The 17,554-nt window shown below is 69.7% G+C and carries 16 protein-coding genes and 1 tRNA gene; 11 read left to right on the forward strand and 6 right to left on the reverse strand.

Annotated features, from left to right (window positions below; genetic code table 11):
- The 3 genes from IFT72_RS09810 to IFT72_RS09820 all read left to right on the forward strand — a co-directional run bounded on the left by IFT72_RS09810 (window position 1) and on the right by IFT72_RS09820 (window position 2,449).
- Complete coding sequence (locus tag IFT72_RS09810; protein WP_056057078.1) at window positions 1–222, forward strand: hypothetical protein; 222 nt, start codon at window positions 1–3, stop codon at window positions 220–222.
- A 137-nt stretch (window positions 223–359) separates the two neighbouring features.
- A complete protein-coding gene (locus IFT72_RS09815) occupies window positions 360–1,421 on the forward strand; it encodes a glycosyltransferase family 4 protein (RefSeq protein WP_192046277.1) in 1,062 nt (353 codons plus the stop codon).
- Window positions 1,418–2,449, forward strand: coding sequence for a DUF418 domain-containing protein (locus tag IFT72_RS09820; RefSeq protein WP_192046278.1), 1,032 nt, complete (start codon window positions 1,418–1,420; stop codon window positions 2,447–2,449). Before IFT72_RS09815 ends, IFT72_RS09820 begins: the two co-directional genes overlap by 4 nt.
- Before the next feature lie 9 nt (window positions 2,450–2,458).
- On the opposite strand, the gene IFT72_RS09825 is transcribed toward IFT72_RS09820, so the two are convergent.
- Window positions 2,459–3,082 carry a TetR/AcrR family transcriptional regulator gene (locus tag IFT72_RS09825; RefSeq protein WP_192046279.1) on the reverse strand — a complete coding sequence of 208 codons (624 nt, stop codon included), beginning with the start codon at window positions 3,080–3,082 and terminating at the stop codon, window positions 2,459–2,461.
- A 33-nt stretch (window positions 3,083–3,115) separates the two neighbouring features.
- Here IFT72_RS09825 and IFT72_RS09830 point away from each other — a divergent pair, with 33 nt between their 5' ends.
- From IFT72_RS09830 to pstB, 7 genes are all read left to right on the forward strand, one after another.
- On the forward strand, window positions 3,116–4,084 hold the full coding sequence (locus IFT72_RS09830) for a DMT family transporter (RefSeq protein WP_192046280.1): 969 nt from the start codon (window positions 3,116–3,118) through the stop codon (window positions 4,082–4,084).
- Window positions 4,085–4,120: 36 nt separating this feature from the next.
- Window positions 4,121–6,289 (forward strand): RNA degradosome polyphosphate kinase, encoded by a 2,169-nt coding sequence (locus IFT72_RS09835; protein WP_056057086.1) that lies wholly within the window; start codon window positions 4,121–4,123, stop codon window positions 6,287–6,289.
- Entirely contained in the window at window positions 6,286–7,227 is a 942-nt protein-coding gene (locus tag IFT72_RS16510; RefSeq protein WP_167260204.1) for an NUDIX hydrolase, read from the forward strand. Before IFT72_RS09835 ends, IFT72_RS16510 begins: the two co-directional genes overlap by 4 nt.
- A 278-nt stretch (window positions 7,228–7,505) precedes the next feature.
- Window positions 7,506–8,600: a phosphate ABC transporter substrate-binding protein PstS gene (gene pstS / locus IFT72_RS09845; protein ID WP_185233708.1), complete on the forward strand. Its 1,095-nt coding sequence runs from the start codon at window positions 7,506–7,508 to the stop codon at window positions 8,598–8,600.
- Between the two features lie 145 nt (window positions 8,601–8,745).
- Window positions 8,746–9,690: a phosphate ABC transporter permease subunit PstC gene (pstC, locus tag IFT72_RS09850; protein ID WP_056057090.1), complete on the forward strand. Its 945-nt coding sequence runs from the start codon at window positions 8,746–8,748 to the stop codon at window positions 9,688–9,690.
- Window positions 9,690–10,766, forward strand: coding sequence for a phosphate ABC transporter permease PstA (gene pstA, locus IFT72_RS09855; protein WP_192046281.1), 1,077 nt, complete (start codon window positions 9,690–9,692; stop codon window positions 10,764–10,766). Before pstC ends, pstA begins: the two co-directional genes overlap by 1 nt.
- A gap of 33 nt (window positions 10,767–10,799) precedes the next feature.
- The gene (pstB, locus tag IFT72_RS09860) at window positions 10,800–11,579 is read left to right on the forward strand and encodes a phosphate ABC transporter ATP-binding protein PstB (RefSeq protein ID WP_056057094.1); all 780 of its coding nucleotides are present in this window, start codon (window positions 10,800–10,802) and stop codon (window positions 11,577–11,579) included.
- A 165-nt stretch (window positions 11,580–11,744) separates the two neighbouring features.
- Here the strand turns inward: pstB and IFT72_RS09865 are convergent, their stop codons facing one another.
- The 3 genes from IFT72_RS09865 to IFT72_RS09875 all read right to left on the reverse strand — a co-directional run bounded on the left by IFT72_RS09865 (window position 11,745) and on the right by IFT72_RS09875 (window position 14,418).
- On the reverse strand, window positions 11,745–12,638 hold the full coding sequence (locus IFT72_RS09865; RefSeq protein ID WP_192046282.1) for an anti-sigma factor domain-containing protein: 894 nt from the start codon (window positions 12,636–12,638) through the stop codon (window positions 11,745–11,747).
- Entirely contained in the window at window positions 12,635–13,231 is a 597-nt protein-coding gene (locus IFT72_RS09870; protein WP_082514589.1) for a sigma-70 family RNA polymerase sigma factor, read from the reverse strand. Before IFT72_RS09870 ends, IFT72_RS09865 begins: the two co-directional genes overlap by 4 nt.
- A 557-nt stretch (window positions 13,232–13,788) precedes the next feature.
- On the reverse strand, window positions 13,789–14,418 hold the full coding sequence (locus IFT72_RS09875; protein ID WP_056057098.1) for a hypothetical protein: 630 nt from the start codon (window positions 14,416–14,418) through the stop codon (window positions 13,789–13,791).
- A gap of 316 nt (window positions 14,419–14,734) precedes the next feature.
- Here IFT72_RS09875 and IFT72_RS09880 point away from each other — a divergent pair.
- Window positions 14,735–14,807 (forward strand) — tRNA-Lys (locus tag IFT72_RS09880).
- 60 nt (window positions 14,808–14,867) lie between these two features.
- Here the strand turns inward: IFT72_RS09880 and IFT72_RS09885 are convergent.
- Complete coding sequence (locus IFT72_RS09885) at window positions 14,868–15,737, reverse strand: DNA adenine methylase (protein ID WP_192046283.1); 870 nt, start codon at window positions 15,735–15,737, stop codon at window positions 14,868–14,870.
- The gene (locus IFT72_RS09890; protein ID WP_192046284.1) at window positions 15,734–17,113 is read right to left on the reverse strand and encodes a hypothetical protein; all 1,380 of its coding nucleotides are present in this window, start codon (window positions 17,111–17,113) and stop codon (window positions 15,734–15,736) included. Before IFT72_RS09890 ends, IFT72_RS09885 begins: the two co-directional genes overlap by 4 nt.
- Window positions 17,114–17,554: the final 441 nt, after the last annotated feature.

Below are 17,554 nucleotides of genomic sequence, written 5' to 3' on the forward strand. Positions count from 1 at the left end.
ATGAACCCCGTCCGTTTCCTCTCCGACCTCGGAGTCCAGAGCAAGCACGCCTACTGGGGCGGCTTCGCCTCCATCGTCATCGCCCTCGTGGCCTGGCTCGCGTCGCAGGGCAAGGACTCGAACGACAAGGCCCAGTCCGACCGCTGGGGCATCTTCATCGGCCACTGGGCGCCCACGTTCTTCGGGCTCGGCCTCGCGCTGAAGCTCGAGGAGAAGAAGTAGCACCAGCTCGAGCTGTGCCGAACGCCCCCGCGGAGTCGCGGGGGCGTTCGTCGTCTCGCGACCCCGTGGTCGACATGTGATATCTTCGATCTCAGTTCTGCCCGACGTCCCGATCGGGTGACCGACCGAGGGGCCCCATGCGGATCGTCCACCTGACCGACTCCATGTCGAACACCGCCAACGGCATCGTCAACGTCGTCGTCGACCTCGCCACGACGCAGGCCGCCCAGGGGCACGAGGTCTGGGTCGTCTCGGCAGGAGGCGACTGGTACGACCTGCTCCACGCCCACGGCGTCTCGACGGCGGAGGTCGACTTCAGCCGCCGGGCGCCCCGCCAGCTGCCCGCCACCCTCCGCCGCGTCCGGGGCCTGCTCCGCCGCCTCGACCCCGACGTCGTCCACTCGCACACCCTCACGCCCGCCGTGCTCGCCTCCGTGGCCGCCCCCCGGGTGCCGTCGGTGGCGACGGTCCACAACGAGTTCCAGCGGGGGGTCGGCGTCATGGGCCTCTCCGACGCCGTCGTCTGCGTGAGCGGGGCCGTGGAGCGTGCCATGCAGCGCCGACCCCTCGCGCGCCGCAAGACCTGCACCGTCACGAACGCGACGATCGGCAGCCCCCGGCGCCCCGGGCGCCCGGCGGCCGCCGACCTCGGGCACCCCGCCGTCGTCGCCGTCGGCTCGGTGACGCGCCGCAAGGGCTCCGACGTGCTCGTCGCGGCGTTCGGCCGGGTCGCGGAGGCGCACCCCGACGCCCAGCTCTGGTTCGTCGGCAACGTCGACGAGCCCGACACGCTGGAGGCGGCGGCCGGCGCCCCGTGGAGAGACCGCGTGCACACGGTCGGCTCGGTCGCCGACCCGAGGCCCCACCTGTACGGCGCCGACATCGCGGTGACGGCGTCGCGCCGCGACCCGTTCCCCCTCGTCGTGGGCGAGCAGCGCGAGGCGGGCCTCGCGTGCGTCGTCAGCTCGGCCGACGGCCTGCCGGAGGCCGTCGACCACGGCGCGGCCGGCCTGGTCTTCCCCTCCGGCGACGTCGACGCCCTGGCCCGGGCCCTCGACCACCTGCTCGGCGACGAGACGGCCCGCGCCGAGCTCGGCGAGCGCGCCCGCCGCGGCCTCGAGCGCGCGCACGTGACCCGCATGACGGGCGAGTACCTCGCCGTCTACGACCGCCTGCTGACCGAGGGGCGACGACGATGACCACGACCCGCACCGCTCCGTCCCCCGTCGACGGCACCCCCGCCTCCACCCGGTGGCGACTGCTGGACAGCCTGCGGGGGTTCGCCCTCTGCGGGATCCTCCTCGTCAACGTCCCCGACATCACCCGGCTGGGCAGCGCGGTGCCGTTCGACGCCGACGCCCCCGCGAGCACCACGCAGACCCTGCTCGAGTTCGCCGTGCAGACCCGCTTCGTCCCGATCTTCGTCGTCCTCTTCGGCCTCAGCCTCCAGCTCGTCGTCGACTCGGCGCGGCGCCGCGGCACGGCCCCGTGGCTGCCGGTCGGCCTCCGCCTCCTCGCCCTCCTGGGCATCGGCTGCCTGCACGCACTCGTCTACCCCGGCGAGGTCCTGCGCGAGTACGCGGTCGTCGGGCTGCTCGCGCTCCCGGTCGTGCTCTGGGCGCCCCGGTGGCTGACCCTGGCGCTGGGCACCGTCGGCACCGTCGCGGCCTACGCCCTGTTCGGCGGCGGGCTGGCGTCGCTGCCCGGCCTGGTGCTCCTGGGTGCCGCCGCCGCCTCCTGGGGCCTCCCCCGCGCACTCGAGCGCGGCGGCAGGCCCGTCGTGGCGACGCTGGGGGTCGCCGCCGTGGCGAGCGTGGCGGCCGTCGCCTGGCAGACCACCCAGCCCGGCGACCCCCGGTTCACGACCGCGGGCGGCGTCGCCGGGCTGACCCTGGCCGTGACGTACACGGCGGCGCTGACCCTGCTGTGGTCCACGCGCGCTCGGGTCGTCGTCGCGGCCGCGTTCGAGCCCCTCGGCCGGATGGCCCTGTCGAACTACGTGGGGGCGTCGGTCGTCGTCGTCGCCCTCGTGGCGGGCGTGCCCGCCCTCGACTGGACGCGCATGACCTCGCCGCTGCCCGCCGTCGTCACGGCGCTGGTCGTGCTGACGGTGCAGTCCGTCGTCAGCCGGGCCTGGCTCACGCACTTCCGCTACGGCCCCGTCGAGTGGGCCTGGCGCACCGTCACGTGGCGTCGACGGGCTCCCTTCCGGGGAGGAGTGCTCTGACGCGGGCCGTCACGCTCGCGGCGTCGCCTCCAGCAGCGAGCGCGCGACGGTGCGGGCGTGCTCGAGGGGCTGGTCGAAGGTCTCCATCCCGACCGTGACGATCGCCCCCTCGTGCACGAGCATGAGCGTCCGGGCCAGGTCGTCGGGGCGGGCGAGCCCCGCCTCGCGGCAGAGCTCGGCGAAGAGCGTGAGCAGCCAGCCCTTCTGCCGCGCCGCCTCGGGGAAGACGGCGTTGCCGTCGTGCCCGTCGCCGACCTCCGCCCGCGCGTTGATCGCGCTGCAGCCCTTGCCGCCGTGCTGCCGCGACCAGTCGACGGCGGCGTCGAACACGGCGAGGACCCGCGCGACCCCGGGCTCGGCGACCCGCGCCAGGTGGGCCGCGAGGTGCTCCCGCCACCGGGCGTCGCGGTGGCGGAGGTACGACACGACCAGCGCCTCCTTCGAGCCGAAGCGGTCGTAGAGCGTCTTCTTCGTGACCCCGGCCGCCTCGGCGATGGTGTCGACGCCGACCGCGTGGATGCCCTGGTCGTAGAAGAGGTCGGAGGCGGCGTCGAGCACGCGACGGGCCCCCGGCGTGAGCGCGGGCAGGGCGGGGACGGCGAGGCTGCCGACGGGGCTGTCGAGATCGACCATGCCTCGACTATACCGATGTGTATAGTCGAGGCCATGAGTAAACAGATCGGTGTACCGAGTGGCCTCGTCGTGGTCGGCGGGGCGGCCGCGTTCGTCCTGGCCTGGAGCTCGGGCTTCACGCTCGCCGCCCTCGCGACCGTCGACGTGCCGGCGACGACCCTCCTGGTCTGGCGGTTCGCCCCGCTCGCCCTCGTGCTGCTCGTCGTCACCGGCCTCCGGGGCGGCCTGCGCGGCGTCACCCACGGCGACCTCGGGCAGCAGGCCGTCGTCGGGCTCCTGGCTCAGTTCGGCTACTGCGTCTTCGTCTACGCGGCCGTGGCCGCCGGGGTGGCGACGGGCACGACGGCGCTCGTCGACGCCGTGCAGCCGCTGGTCGTCGCGACGCTCGTCGGCCCGCTGCTCGGGCTCCGGGTGCGCGGCGGGCAGTGGGCGGGGCTCGCGCTCGGAGCGCTCGGCGTCGTGCTGGTCGTGGGCTCGCAGCTGGGGGACTCCTCCGCCGCGCCCGCCGCGTACGCGCTGCCCGCCCTGGCGATGGCCTGCCTGGTCGCCGGCACGCTGGTCGAGCGCCGCGCGCCCGTGCGCCTCCCCGTGCTGACCACCCTGACCCTGCACGTCTCCGTCACGGCGCTCGCCCTCGTCGTGCTCGCCGTCGCCACCGGCACCCTGCGGCCGCCCCTCGACGCCTCGTTCTGGCTGGCCGCCCTCCTCGCCGCGGCCCTGCCGACCCTCGCCGCCTACGGCCTGTACTGGTGGCTGCTGCGGCGCCTCGGCGTGACGGCCGTCAACGCGCTCCTCTTCCTGGTCGCGCCGACGACGGCGCTGACCGGCGCCCTCCTGCTCGGCGAGCCGTTCTCGCTCGCCACGCTCGGGGGCTTCGCCCTCAGCGCGGCGGGCAGCGCCCTCGTGCTGGGCGGGGAGCGCGGGAGGCGCGGGGCAGCACCCGAGGAGCCCTCCCCCGGTGCCCGCCCCGCGCCTCCGTCACCTGCCGTTCACCGTCGGTGACCCCGACCGGTCACCGCGGGTGGCACGATGGGGGGCATGGACAGCGAACCACGCGTCGACGGCGCCGGCGTCACCCCTGATTTCCTCGACGACTTCGACGAGATCGTCAGCTTCGAGGAGGGCACGCTGCCCGCCGAGCGGTACCTCGACCGCGAGCTGAGCTGGCTCGCGTTCAACCAGCGCGTGCTCGAGCTCGCCGAGGACCCGTCGACGCCGCTGCTCGAGCGGGCGAACTTCCTCGCCATCTTCGCGAGCAACCTCGACGAGTTCTTCATGGTCCGCGTGGCCGGCCTCAAGCGCCGCATCGCCACCGGCCTCGCCGTGCCGACCAACGTCGGCCGCGGCCCGAACGAGGTGCTCGCCGACATCAGCGCGGCGGCCCACGACCTGCAGGAGCGGCACGCCCGGGCCTTCCTCGACCTCGTGCGGCCCGCCCTCGACGACGCCGGCATCCACATCGAGAACTGGTCCGACCTCGAGGAGGCCGACCGGGTGCGCATGCGCGAGATCTTCACCGAGCAGATCTTCCCCGTGCTGATGCCGCTAGCCGTCGACCCGGCCCACCCCTTCCCGTACATCTCGGGCCTGTCGCTCAACCTCTCGGTGCGGGTGCGCAACCCCAAGACGATGCGCCAGGAGTTCGCGCGACTCAAGGTGCCGCAGATGCTGCCGCGCTTCGTGCAGCTGCCCGACAACGACAGCGGTCGGGTGCGGTTCATCCCCCTGGAAGACCTGATCGCGAACCACCTGCAAGACCTCTTCCCCGGCATGGAGGTCGTCGAGCACCACGTCTTCCGCGTGACCCGCAACGAGGACGTCGAGGTCGACGAGGACGAGTCGGAGAACCTCATCCAGGCGCTCGAGCGCGAGCTGCTCCGTCGCCGGTTCGGCCCGCCGATCCGTCTCGAGATCACCGACGACATGGACCCGGTCACGCTCGAGCTGCTCGTGCGCGAGCTCGACGTCACCGACCAGGAGGTCTACCGCCTGCCGGCGCCGCTCGACCTCGCGGGCCTCTTCGAGATCACGAAGATGCCGCGGCCCGACCTCAAGTACCCCAAGCACCTGCCCACGACGGCCGTCCAGCTGCAGCCGACCGAGCCGAACATGAAGCCCGACATGTTCGCGAGCATCGCGCGCCGCGACATCCTCGTGCACCACCCCTACGAGTCGTTCGCGACGAGCGTCCAGGCCTTCCTGGAGCAGGCCGCGGCCGACCCGAACGTGCTCGCCATCAAGCAGACCCTCTACCGCACGAGCGGCGACAGCCCCATCATCGAGGCGCTGATCGACGCCGCCGAGGCCGGCAAGCAGGTGCTGGCCCTCGTCGAGGTGAAGGCGCGCTTCGACGAGCAGAACAACATCACCTGGGCCCGCAAGCTCGAGAAGGCCGGCGTGCACGTCGTCTACGGCCTGGTCGGGCTCAAGACCCACTGCAAGCTCGCCCTGGTGATCCGCCAGGAGAAGGGCACGCTGAAGCACTACACGCACATCGGCACGGGCAACTACAACCCGAAGACCAGCCGCATCTACGAAGACATGGGCCTCTTCACCGCCGACGACCAGGTCGGGAAGGACCTGACGCGGCTCTTCAACGAGCTCTCCGGCTACGCCATCGAGAAGAAGTTCAAGCGCCTGCTCGTCGCTCCCCGCTACCTGCGGCGCGGGCTGCTCAAGCAGATCCAGACCGAGATCGAGCACGCCCAGGCGGGCCGCGCCTCCGGCATCCGCATCAAGATCAACTCGATCGTCGACGAGCAGATCATCGACGCCCTCTACCGCGCCAGCCAGGCCGGCGTGCCGGTCGACGTGTGGGTGCGCGGCATCTGCACCATCAAGCCCGGGCAGCCCGGGCTCAGCGAGACCATCCGGGTGCGCTCGATCCTCGGGCGCTACCTCGAGCACTCGCGGCTCTTCTGGTTCGCGAACGACGGCGACCCGCAGGTCTTCATCGGCAGCGCCGACATGATGCACCGCAACCTCGACCGTCGGGTGGAGGCGCTCGTGCGCCTCACCCAGCCCGACCACCTCGACGAGGTCGGCTCGCTCTTCGAGCGCGCGATGAGCGACGAGACGGCCTCGTGGTGGCTCGCCGCCGACGGCACCTGGACGCGCCACGCCCGAGACGAGGCGGACAAGCCGCTCGTCGACATGCAGAATTCGCTGATGAAGATGATCACGCAGCGGAAGAAGAGCAGCCGGTGACGGTGGCCTCCACGACGGTCGTCGCGGCGGGCGCCGTGTGCTTCCGGTACGTCGGGGGCGCCGTGCGCGTGCTGCTCATCCACCGCGACCACCACGGTGACGTCTCGCTGCCCAAGGGCAAGGTCGACCCCGGCGAGTCGACGCCGCAGACCGCGGTGCGCGAGATCCACGAAGAGACCGGCTACCGCGTCTCGCTCGGGGCGCCGCTCGGCACGGCCGAGTACGTCATGCCCGGCGGGCGCGACAAGGTCGTGCACTACTGGGCCGCCGAGGTCACCGACGAGTCGTTCGCCGCCGCGGGCACGTTCGTGCCCAACAGCGAGGTCGCCGCGATCCGCTGGGTGCCGCTCGCCGAGGCGCGGGCCGCCCTCACCTACGAGCGCGACGCCGAGGTGCTCGACCGGTTCGCCGACCGCGTCGAGCGCGGGGCGGCGCGCACCTTCGCCCTCGTGGCGCTGCGGCACGCCAAGACCACGTCGCCGGCCGAGTGGAGCGGCTCCGACGCGACCCGCCCGCTCCTGCCGCAGGGGCGCCGGCAGGCCAAGACGATCGCCCCCGCCATCGCCGCGTGGGCCCCGCAGCGGCTCATCAGCAGCACCGCGGCCCGCTGCCTCGCGACCCTCGAGCCGCTCTCCGCCCTGACCCACGTGGGCGTCAAGCAGACCGACTCGCTCAGCCAGGACGCCTTCGAGCGCCACGACGACGACGTCGTCGGGGTCGTCGCGAAGAGGCTGAAGAAGAGGGTGCCAGCGGTGTTCTGCACGCACGCCCCGGTGCTTCCGGAGCTGCTGCGTCAGATCGCCACGAGCACGAAGGGGGGCGAGCGGCTCGACCTGCGCCGCGCCTCCTCGCTGAGCCCCGCCGAGTTCACGGTGCTGCACGTCTCCGTCGAGGGCGGCGCCCTCGTCGCCGTCGAGACCCACGGGCCGGTGGGCTGAGGCCGACCCCACCCGGCCCGCGGGTCGGTGTCGAGCCCCCGGGGCCGCCGTCGAGGCGGTGGCCCCGGGGGCTCCGTCGTCTCCGGGCGGCAGCACGGCGCCCGCGTCGCCGCAGCCCGTCGCGCCCGCGGCGGGCCGGATGCCCGGCCGATGTTCCCGCCTCGTTAACCTCCCGTTCACCGGCGCAGACGACCGTGGTCAACCAGCCGCCGTAGCGTCACGCACGGGCCGGCACCTGGCCCGCACACACAGCCAACACACTCCACGAAGGAACCTCTGTGAACTTCAAGCGCACCGGCAGCATCTTCGCGATCGCCGCGGTCGGCACCATGCTCCTCGCGTCCTGCGCCGGCAACGAGGGCGGCGCGGAGGCCGGCGACTCCGCCAGCGCCTCCGACCTCTCGGGCACCATCAACGGCATCGGCTCGTCCGCCCAGGGCACCGCCGAGACCACCTGGGCCGCGGGCTTCCAGACCGCCAACCCCGACGTCACCGTCAACTACGACCCGCAGGGCTCCGGCTCGGGCCGCACCAGCTTCATCTCGGGCGCCGCCGACTTCGCCGGCTCCGACGCCGCGCTCAAGGACGAGGAGCTCGCCAGCGAGTTCGCCGCCTGCGCTCCCGGCACGAAGGGCATCGACCTGCCCGTCTACATCTCGCCCATCGCCCTGGCCTACAACGTCGAGGGCGTCGACGACCTGACCCTCGACGCGGCGACCATCGCCGGCATCTTCAAGGGCACGATCACCACGTGGGACGACGACGCCATCGTCGCCCTGAACCCCGACGCCGACCTGCCGAGCGAGTCGATCACGGCGATCCACCGTTCCGACGACTCGGGCACGACGCAGAACTTCACCGAGTACGTCAAGGCGAACGCCGGCGACGTCTGGGACGCCGAGTCGGGCCAGACCTTCCCGTACAGCACCGGTGACGCCGCCAAGGGCACGTCGGGCGTCGTCGACGCGATCAACAACTCGACCAACTCGATCGGCTACGCCGACGAGTCGGGCATCGGCGACCTCTCGGCCGCCAAGCTGATGGTCGGCGGCGAGGCCAGCGAGCTGACCGCCGACGGCGCGTCGCAGGCCGTCGCCGCCTCGCCCCTCGCCGAGGGCCGCGAGTCGAACGACCTCGCGATCAAGCTCGACCGCACCTACGACGAGGCTGGCTCGTACCCGCTCGTCCTGGTCAGCTACCTGATCACCTGCTCCGAGTACGCCGACGCCGAGAAGGGCGCCGTCGTCAAGGCGTACGCCGAGTACGTCGCCAGCGACGAGGGCCAGAAGGCCGCTGCTGAGCAGGCCGGCTCCGCTCCGCTGTCGAGCGACCTCGCCTCGAAGGTCGCCGAGGCGATCGCCACCATCAAGTAGCACCTGCTGCACCCGGCCTGGGTCGCGCGCTCCCGCGCGGCCCAGGCCGCTCCCCTGCTGCGGCCCGCCGCAGCGCTCCGCCCCGACGGTGGCCCACCCGAAGGCCCGCCGCCGAGACACTCACCCGAGCAGGAAGAACCAGGGAATGACCGTCGCCGCCACCACCCCCACGACGAAGTCCACGGTGCGCCCCGGCGACCGCGTCTTCTCGGGGGCCACCCTCTTCTCCGGCATCCTCATCCTCGTGGTGCTCGCCGCCGTCGCGCTCTTCCTGGTCGTGCAGAGCCTGCCGGCGTTCGTCGCCGAGGCCGGCACGCTGCCGAACGACGCCACCAACTTCTGGTCGTACGTCGGGCCGCTCGTCTTCGGCACGGTGTGGGCGTCGCTGATCGCCCTGCTGATCGCCACGCCGCTCGCCCTCGGCATCGCGCTCTTCATCTCTCACTACGCGCCGCGCCGCATCAGCCAGGGCCTCGGCTACGTCATCGACCTGCTCGCCGCCGTGCCCAGCGTCGTCTTCGGCCTCTGGGGCGTCCTCGTGCTCGCTCCCTTCGTGCAGCCCTTCTACGCGAACCTCGTCGACTGGTTCGGCTGGGTGCCGCTCTTCGCCGGCCCCGTCTCGGGCACCGGCAAGACCATCCTCACCGCCGCCATCGTGCTCGCGGTCATGGTCCTGCCGATCATGACCGCCGTCATGCGCGAGATCTTCTTCCAGGCCCCCGTCCTGCACGAGGAGGCCGCGCTCGCGCTCGGCGCCACCCGGTGGGAGATGATCCGCCTCGCGGTGCTGCCCTTCGCCCGCTCCGGCATCGTCTCGGCCATCATGCTCGGCCTCGGCCGCGCCCTCGGCGAGACCCTCGCCATCGCCATCGTGCTCTCGCCCGCCATCGTCGTGAACTTCGCGCTGCTGGGCTCACAGAACCCCAACACGATCGCCGCGAACATCGCCCTCCAGTTCAACGAGGCCGTCGGCGTCGGCGTCAACACGCTGATCGCCTCGGGCCTCGTCCTCTTCGTCATCACGCTGGCGGTCAACATGCTCGCCCGCTTCATCGTCAACCGCCGCAAGGCCTTCTCGGGAGCGAACTGATGTCGGTCGCCGCGCGCACCACCACGAACACCCTCACCGCGGGCAAGCTCCCCCGGGGCACGGCCTGGGGCCTGCTCGTCGGCAGCTGGGTCCTGTTCTCGGTCGTCTTCCTGCTGCTGCAGGCCGGGGGCATGACGGAGGACTTCAACATCGTCGGGGCCCTGTTCTTCGGGACGATCCTCTTCGACGTCCTGATCGTCGTCGTCTCCCGCATCGTCGAGGGCGGCCGCAAGGCCGTCGACCGGCTGATCACGTCGCTCGTGACGACGGCCTTCATCGTCGCCCTGCTGCCGCTCGTGTCGCTGCTCTACACGGTCGTCTCGCGGGGCCTGAACCGCTTCGACGGCGAGTTCTACACGTACTCGATGCGCAACATCATCGACTCGGGCGGCGGGGCGCTGCACGCCATCGTCGGAACGCTCGAGATCACGGCCTTCGCCGCCCTGATCAGCATCCCGATCGGCCTGCTGACCTCGATCTACCTCGTCGAGTACGGCCGCGGCGCGCTGGCCCGCAGCATCACCTTCTTCGTCGACGTCATGACGGGCATCCCGTCGATCGTCGCCGGCCTCTTCGCCTACGCCCTGTTCTCGCTGTTCGCCGGCCCCGGCGTCCGCTCCGGCGCGATCGGCGCCGTCGCGCTGGCCGTGCTGATGATCCCCGTCGTCGTGCGCTCCAGCGAGGAGATCCTCAAGATCGTCCCGAACGAGCTGCGCGAGGCGAGCTACGCCCTCGGCGTGCCGAAGTGGCTGACGATCCTCAAGATCGTCCTGCCGACGTCGCTCGCCGGCATCACGACCGGCATCATGCTGTCGATCGCCCGCGTCATCGGCGAGACGGCTCCGCTGCTGCTCACCGCCGGGTTCACGGCCAGCATGAACTACGACCTGTTCGGCGACCGCATGATGACCCTGCCCGTGTTCGCGTACACCCAGTACGCGAACCAGGGCCCCAACTCCTCCGACTTCCTCGACCGCGCCTGGACGGCGGCCCTGACGCTCATCCTGATCGTCATGCTGCTGAACCTCCTGGCCCGCCTCGTGTCGAAGCTCTTCTCCCCCAAGCTCGGTCGCTAGACCCGAACCGGCCCGACCCCAGAAGGAAGCACCGTGTCCAAGCGCATCGAGGTCAACGACCTCAACGTCTACTACGGCAAGTTCAAGGCCGTCGAAGACGTCAACATCACCATCGAGCCCCGCACCGTCACGGCCTTCATCGGCCCCTCCGGCTGTGGCAAGTCGACCTTCCTCCGCACGCTCAACCGCATGCACGAGGTCATCCCCGGCGCGTACGTCGAGGGCGAGGTGCTGATCGACGGCAACGACCTCTACGGTCCCGGCGTCGACCCGGTGCTCGTCCGGCGCCAGGTGGGCATGGTCTTCCAGCGCCCGAACCCCTTCCCCACGATGAGCATCCGCGACAACGTGCTCGCGGGCGTCAAGCTCAACAACCGCCGCATGTCGAAGGGCGACGCCGACGACCTCGTCGAGAAGTCGCTCCAGGGCGCCAACCTCTGGAACGAGGTCAAGGACCGCCTCGACAAGCCCGGCAACGGCCTCTCCGGCGGTCAGCAGCAGCGTCTCTGCATCGCGCGCGCGATCGCGGTCTCGCCCGACGTCGTGCTGATGGACGAGCCCTGCTCGGCCCTCGACCCGATCTCGACCCTCGCCATCGAGGACCTCATCGAGGAGCTCAAGCAGGAGTACACGATCGTCATCGTGACCCACAACATGCAGCAGGCGAGCCGCGTCAGCGACAAGACCGCCTTCTTCAACATCGCCGGCACCGGCAAGCCCGGCAAGCTCATCGAGTACGACGACACCGCGACGATGTTCTCGAAGCCCAGCGTCCAGGCCACCGAGGACTACGTCTCCGGCCGCTTCGGCTGATCGACGCCCGGCCCGCAGGGGCCGACCACGCGACGACGGAGGCGGCCCACCGGTCTGGTGGGCCGCCTCCGTCGTGCTGTGGGGGGAACACGACGGAGGCGGTCCACCGGTCTGGTGGGCCGCCTCCGTCGTGCTGTGGCAGGGTCGCGTCGCCGCGGCGGGCGCCTACGCGCTGCTGACCGCCATGATCGGCTCGCTGGTGGGGGCGTCGGAGCCGCCCGCCGGCTCGACCGTGAGGCCGATGGTGGCGCCGGGCGTCATCTCGCCCTTGAGCACCTGGGTGACCGTGGAGTCGGAGGCCGTGTCGAACGTGCCGGCCGGCACAGCTCCGCGGGCCTCGTCGATGTACCAGAGCTCGTACGTCTGGTCGCCGGGCAGCGAGGTGAGGCCGTCGAAGACGACCGCCGAGCGCTTGAGGTCCTCCGACCAGACCAGGGTCGCGGTGCCGCCGGTGCTGACGTCGGCCACCGAGCGCTGGAAGTCCTTAGCCGCGTAGATCTCGTCGAGGGCCGACGCGGTGGACTCGGTGCCCTGGCCGGGGCCGGAGACCTGCTGGAGGATCGCGCCGCCGCCGAAGAACAGGGCGGCGGCGGCCGCGGCCACGCCGAGCACCGCGACGGGGCGGGTGAACCAGCGGGCACGGGCCGTGCCGGTCGCCTCGAGGAGGCGGCCCGCGGTCTCGGACTCGGAGGGCTCCATCTCGGGCACCGACCGGCGGACGGGAGCGACCTCGTGGTCGTCACCCGCGCCTCCTGCGGTGTCGGGGGCGACCGAGGCCTGCTGCGCCGGGAGCTGCGGCAGGGTGCGGATCGCGTCGAGGACGCTCGAACGGAGGGCCGCCGAGGGGGCGACCGGCGTCGCCGCGTGGGCGAGCAGCAGGACGGTCTCGCTCATGCCGGTCACCTCCTTCCTGGTGGTCTCGGAGCGGCTCATCAGAGCCTCGAAGTCGTGTCGTTCGTCGTCGCTCAACGCGTTGAGGACGTAGCTGCCCGCGAGGGCCGCCGTCTCGTCGTCGCCGGGCTGTCGGTCGGTGCCCGTGGGCTCGTCGTGGTCGGTCACGAGGCCACCCCCATCTCGTCGCGCAGCCGGATCATGCCGTCGCGCAGTCTCGTCTTGACGGTGCCGATCGGCACCCCCAGCATCGCGGCCACCTCGCTGTGGCTGTAGCCGCCGTAGTACGCCAGCCGGACGGCCTGGCGCTGGAGTTCGGTGAGGCGCCCCAGGGCGCGTTCGACCCGCTCGTGCTCGATGCGGATCTCGACGGACTCGGTGACCGAGTCGAAGTCGGTGTCGAGGTCTCGGACCCCGATGCGCAGGTCGCGGTCGCGGCCGGCCTGCGAGGCACGGACCCGGTCGACGGCGCGGCGGTGGGCCATGGTGAGCATCCAGCTCGAGGCGCTGCCCCGGGCGGTGTCGAACCGGGTGGCCGTCTGCCAGATCTCGAGGAACACCTCCTGGGTGACCTCTTCGCTCTGCGCGTGGTCCTTCAGGAGGCGCTTGACGAGCCCCAGCACACGCGGTGCGGTCTGGTCGTAGAGCTCGGCGAACGCGAGCTGGTCTCCGCCGGCGACCCTGGTCAGCAGCTCGTCGGGAGTCGACGGCCGGAGATCGTCCTCCGGAGTCTCGGTTTCACGGGTCACGAGTTTCAGCATATGTCAGGTCTCACCTCGATCCCCTGGTCGCTCGGGTCCGTCACGGGATCGTGACGGTGTGGGACCGCCCCTCCGCGAGGCCGTCTGGGATGGCGATGAGGCCCGGACCCGCGGAGGGAGCAGCCCGCCCGGCGGGCCGTAGGGGGCCGTGTCGGGCGGAGGATCTGCACGATCCCTCACGTCAATGGTTCGGCACCGGGGAGCACCCGGATTGGGCGAGTTTCGCCCGGGGGACGAGAGATGCACGACGACGGGCGCGGAGCGGGGGCCTCGCCGGGAGGCGCGGTGGGCCTCGACCGAGACGCAGTCGACCTCGACGGGGCGTGCCCGGAGGAAGAGGGTGCCGGACCGCAGGAACGCCTCTCGGCGCGAGTCCGCTCGAAGCGGCTGAATTTGGAGCCCGGGGTTACTGCGGCCCGACCTGGACGAGTTTAGCCGCCCGAGCCGGGGCTCGTCACAGGGTTCGCCGGGTGCGAACGGCGGCGCGCCTCCTAGGCGGTCGTGCTGGACCGCGCCGCGGCGCGGGTCTGCTGCGCTGGTCCGCCCTGCCGCGGTGGCTACGCGAGGCCGCCGTCGCGCCAGAGCGCGGCACAGGCGGTGAGGTCGACGGCGAGCTCGGAGAAGCGCAGCGCCCGTCGGGTCAGGGTGGTCGCGAGGTCGGAGCCGATCGAGTCCTGGTCGTCGGCGACGCTCGTGGCGCCCGCGGCGGCGAGCCGGCAGAAGGCGGCACCCCGCTCGAGGGCGAGGGCGAAGTCGCCCACGAAGACGCCGCGGAGGATGAGGTCGGCGAGCTCGACGACCTCCTCCGGGCTGGCCGGGGCCGGCGCGCCCGCGACGATCGGGTCGATGGTGGACGAGGCCGTGACGCCGCGGTCGAAGAGCAGGGCCACCTCGTCGGGGGCCTGCCGGATGACGGCACGGACGAGGTAGATGCGCCACAGCGCGCCGGGCAGCGTGTGTGCGGCGGCGTGCGCCCACAGCTCGGCGACCGCGTCGATGCCGTGCAGGTCGGTGTAGCTGACCAGGCGGTCGAGGATCTCGGGGTTCGGGTCGTCCTTCACCCGCGCGACGAGGGCCGCGGCCGACTCGTGGGCGACCCGGTTCAGCGTCGCCGGGTCGTCGCCGCCCTGGTACGCCTCGAACTGGGCGCCGGAGAACTGGGTGGGACGGTGGAATTCGCGAGGCATCAGGCAGAGCTTAGGCGCGGTCGCCGGGGGACGTGCGGGCGGGCGCCGCCGCTTCGCTGAGGGCGGAGCGGGAGCCGGGGAGGCGCGGGTCGATGCCGGTCGGGCCCCCTCGGCCCATCCGGTCTTCCCGGGCCCTCCACCCCTCTCAGCTCGCCCTCTTTCTCTCAAATTTGAGAGAGATCGACCACGAGACACCAGAACTGCACCGTGGAGCGGTCCCCCTCGGCCGGATCCCTCTCGCTTTCCGACGACCCGGTCGAGGAGGCGCGGGCCGGCCGCCGAGGACGCGCGGCATCCCGTATCGTTGAGCGCGCAGGGGCCTCTAGCTCAGTTGGTAGAGCATCGGACTTTTAATCCGCGGGTCGTGGGTTCGAGCCCCACGGGGCCCACTTTCATTTGCAAGGCTTGTAGGGCGTCTGGGCCTGGGGTATGAACCCCTCAAAGGTTTCTTAGGCACGGTGAGTGGCATGGCCCTCTGGAAGTCGAAAGCTGTCGGAGGCGATTAGCAACTCGCTCGCCTTACGGGCATTCCTGACGGAGTAATAAACGCCAATGTCGAACTGACGTCGTGCGGAGTACAGACTGGAAATGGTCGGTGCGTCGTCGTAGGTGAGCATCCAAAGAGAGTCGGCGCGACTGTTCAGGGCCTGCGCCAGGCTCTCGTGATCCGCCTTCTTGAAGGCGTTCAGGTATAGCTGACTGCCTTTCTCGAAGTACGGCGGGTCGGCGTAGATGAACGTCTTCGACCGGCCCGCGAACTCGTCGATGATGGCAAGCCCGTCTTCGTTCCGAACATCTATGCGGTCTGAGTAGAGACTGATGAGCCGGCAGCGCTCTAAGAGAGTGGCCCTATTGAACCGGGCGTCGATCTTATAAGGACCGGACTGATTCTTCCCGCCGATTGCGCCTGCGTTCAAGACACCTGAACGGTTAGTGCGATTCAGGAAGAAGGTCGCGAACCCGAGATCAAAGTCGCTGTGGGCGGACGGGTGGGTGTACACGTGCCGCTGCATGTTCCACTCGTTCATGGTCAGTTCGACGGATCTCACTCGTTCCATAAATTCATCTGAACGCCGAGTTACGGCCCGCCAGAAGGAGTAAATGGCCGGGTCAAGGTCGTTGATCACCACAGATTCAACGTGCTCGGTCAGCAATAAGCCAAGCGCAAGTCCGGCCCCACCCGCGTAGGGCTCCACGTACGTTCCTCCCGTGGCCCCGTTCTCTCGAACACTACTATTGACGAGACCAAATAGAGCCGACTTGCCCCCCGGGTACCTAAGTGGCGAGAACTGGGGGCGGCGTCGTGTCTTCTGGATCAAGAATCAGACTCTCTGAGAACGTAACGAAGCAAGTTGATGATCGAGTTCCAAAGGTTTAGGACTTCACCAGGCTCGATGAAGATCTGGTGATTGTGGTTGGCGGCGTTCAGGTAGTCCGTCGTAAGGCCATACGCATAGACGTTGAATTTTTCGTTCTGCCGGAGCTTCCGAATGACTTGCAAGAGGCTCTTTTTGTCTGAAGAGACGATTTCGCCTTGCAACCACTCCAGAGCGGAGTCCAGGAAAACGTACTGCCCCTTCTTTGGTATGGCCTCGTTCTTGGACTCGGCGTAGGCCTTAATCGATTTCTCCAAGAAGGAACGAATCAGGTCAAAGGTGGCGTTGGGGAAATCCCGGTAGCGAATGCTCGCTAGCTCGTTGAGAATGCTTCCAATGGCTGGGAAGTCGGCCATGGCATGAAGGCCTGAGACGTCCAAAGTTGGAGACGCCCGTGCCTTTATCGGCGGAAGCTTGACCTCTGGCCTGTTCGCCACTTTGGTCGTGACGCCCGGTCCGATCTTCATTGCGGCCAATTCGCGAAGGTAGTCCTGGTAGGAGTCATCACCTGGCGCGTTAAGAACTCGGGTATTGATCCGCTTCGTCTTGATGTCCGTAACGATCTTTTCGGCAACGCGATCGAAGTCTTTCTGATTAGCCTGAAGCGATACCCGGCCCGTCTTGTCGTCCACCGACATTCGCGCAAGCTTTAGAAAGTCCGGATTTTGGTAAAGACGCTCAAATGTGGAAATGGGAAAGTTGCGCCTACGCGCATAGCGAGCTACTTCATCATCTTTGAAGTTGGCCGTTTGCAGTAGACGATGCATGTCCGCCGTCTTTACAAAGTCGGCAACCCGAATGCCAGGGTACGTCGCGATGAGCTCCTCCACAGACTTGCCCGCAGTGAGCTGGGCCGCGAAAAACTCCGCTTGACGCAACGGCCCCCAGGGCTTGCGAGCATTAGCTGTGTGCAAGGTGGCAATGAGCTGATTCGCCGCATCTCGATCGGGCGCGATCAGACATTCGACGCGCTGAAAGCGAGCGGGCACAGGCGTCTCATCGACCAGTTCGGCCAGTCGGGGCTGTGCCGCAGGCACGAGAAACGGATTGAGGAGAGCTTTCAGCGCAGCCGTCCGCCGGTTTCCCTCAGCCACAATCCAGAGGTCGTTTTCTCGCACAACGACAGGTCGTTCGTGGGTGAGAAAACCCACGCTCATAATCGACCTGGCAATGTCCAGGGCGCCTTCATGCTGGAACAGGTCTTGAATTATGTCCGCCTGAGGGGGATCAGAACTGAGCTGGACACCTAGACGCACGTTATGTGGGTCAAGGCGCAGGTCCTTCGTGACGTCAAACGTTCTAACCTGCCAAGTCGACATGTCCAGCATGTAACCTCCCCCGCCGCTCCATTGATGAAGCCAGATTAGCGGGGCGAACCCCTATCCCTTGGCAGCGAAGGCTTCGAACTGTGCGAGGTGCGCCGAGCAGTCGTTCGGGTGGGGGGTGGGCATAGAGGCTGTCCCGTTGCGCCCATGTTGGCGCGCCCCCATCCGCCGTCCGACCTCGTACGGCCTCGTACGGCCTTGTTCGACGGGAACTACACGCCGAGCACGAGCGACGCTGAACGCGTGCCGCCGGTCGCGGAAACGCATGCCATCGTCCATTTGCAGGATGCACGACGCGGGCCTGAGGAACTTGCGCGAGAAGCTGGCCACGTCGAACATGCGCTCGTGGGTGAGCATGTGCGCCCCTGGTGGCGGCCTAGCCCTCCGAGCGCATCGAGATTGCCCGAGCGCAGGTGCGCTACCAGGTGCTCGAGC

The organism is Frigoribacterium sp. CFBP 8754 (genome assembly GCF_014841815.1).
GTDB classification, from domain to species: Bacteria; Actinomycetota; Actinomycetes; order Actinomycetales; family Microbacteriaceae; genus Frigoribacterium; species Frigoribacterium endophyticum.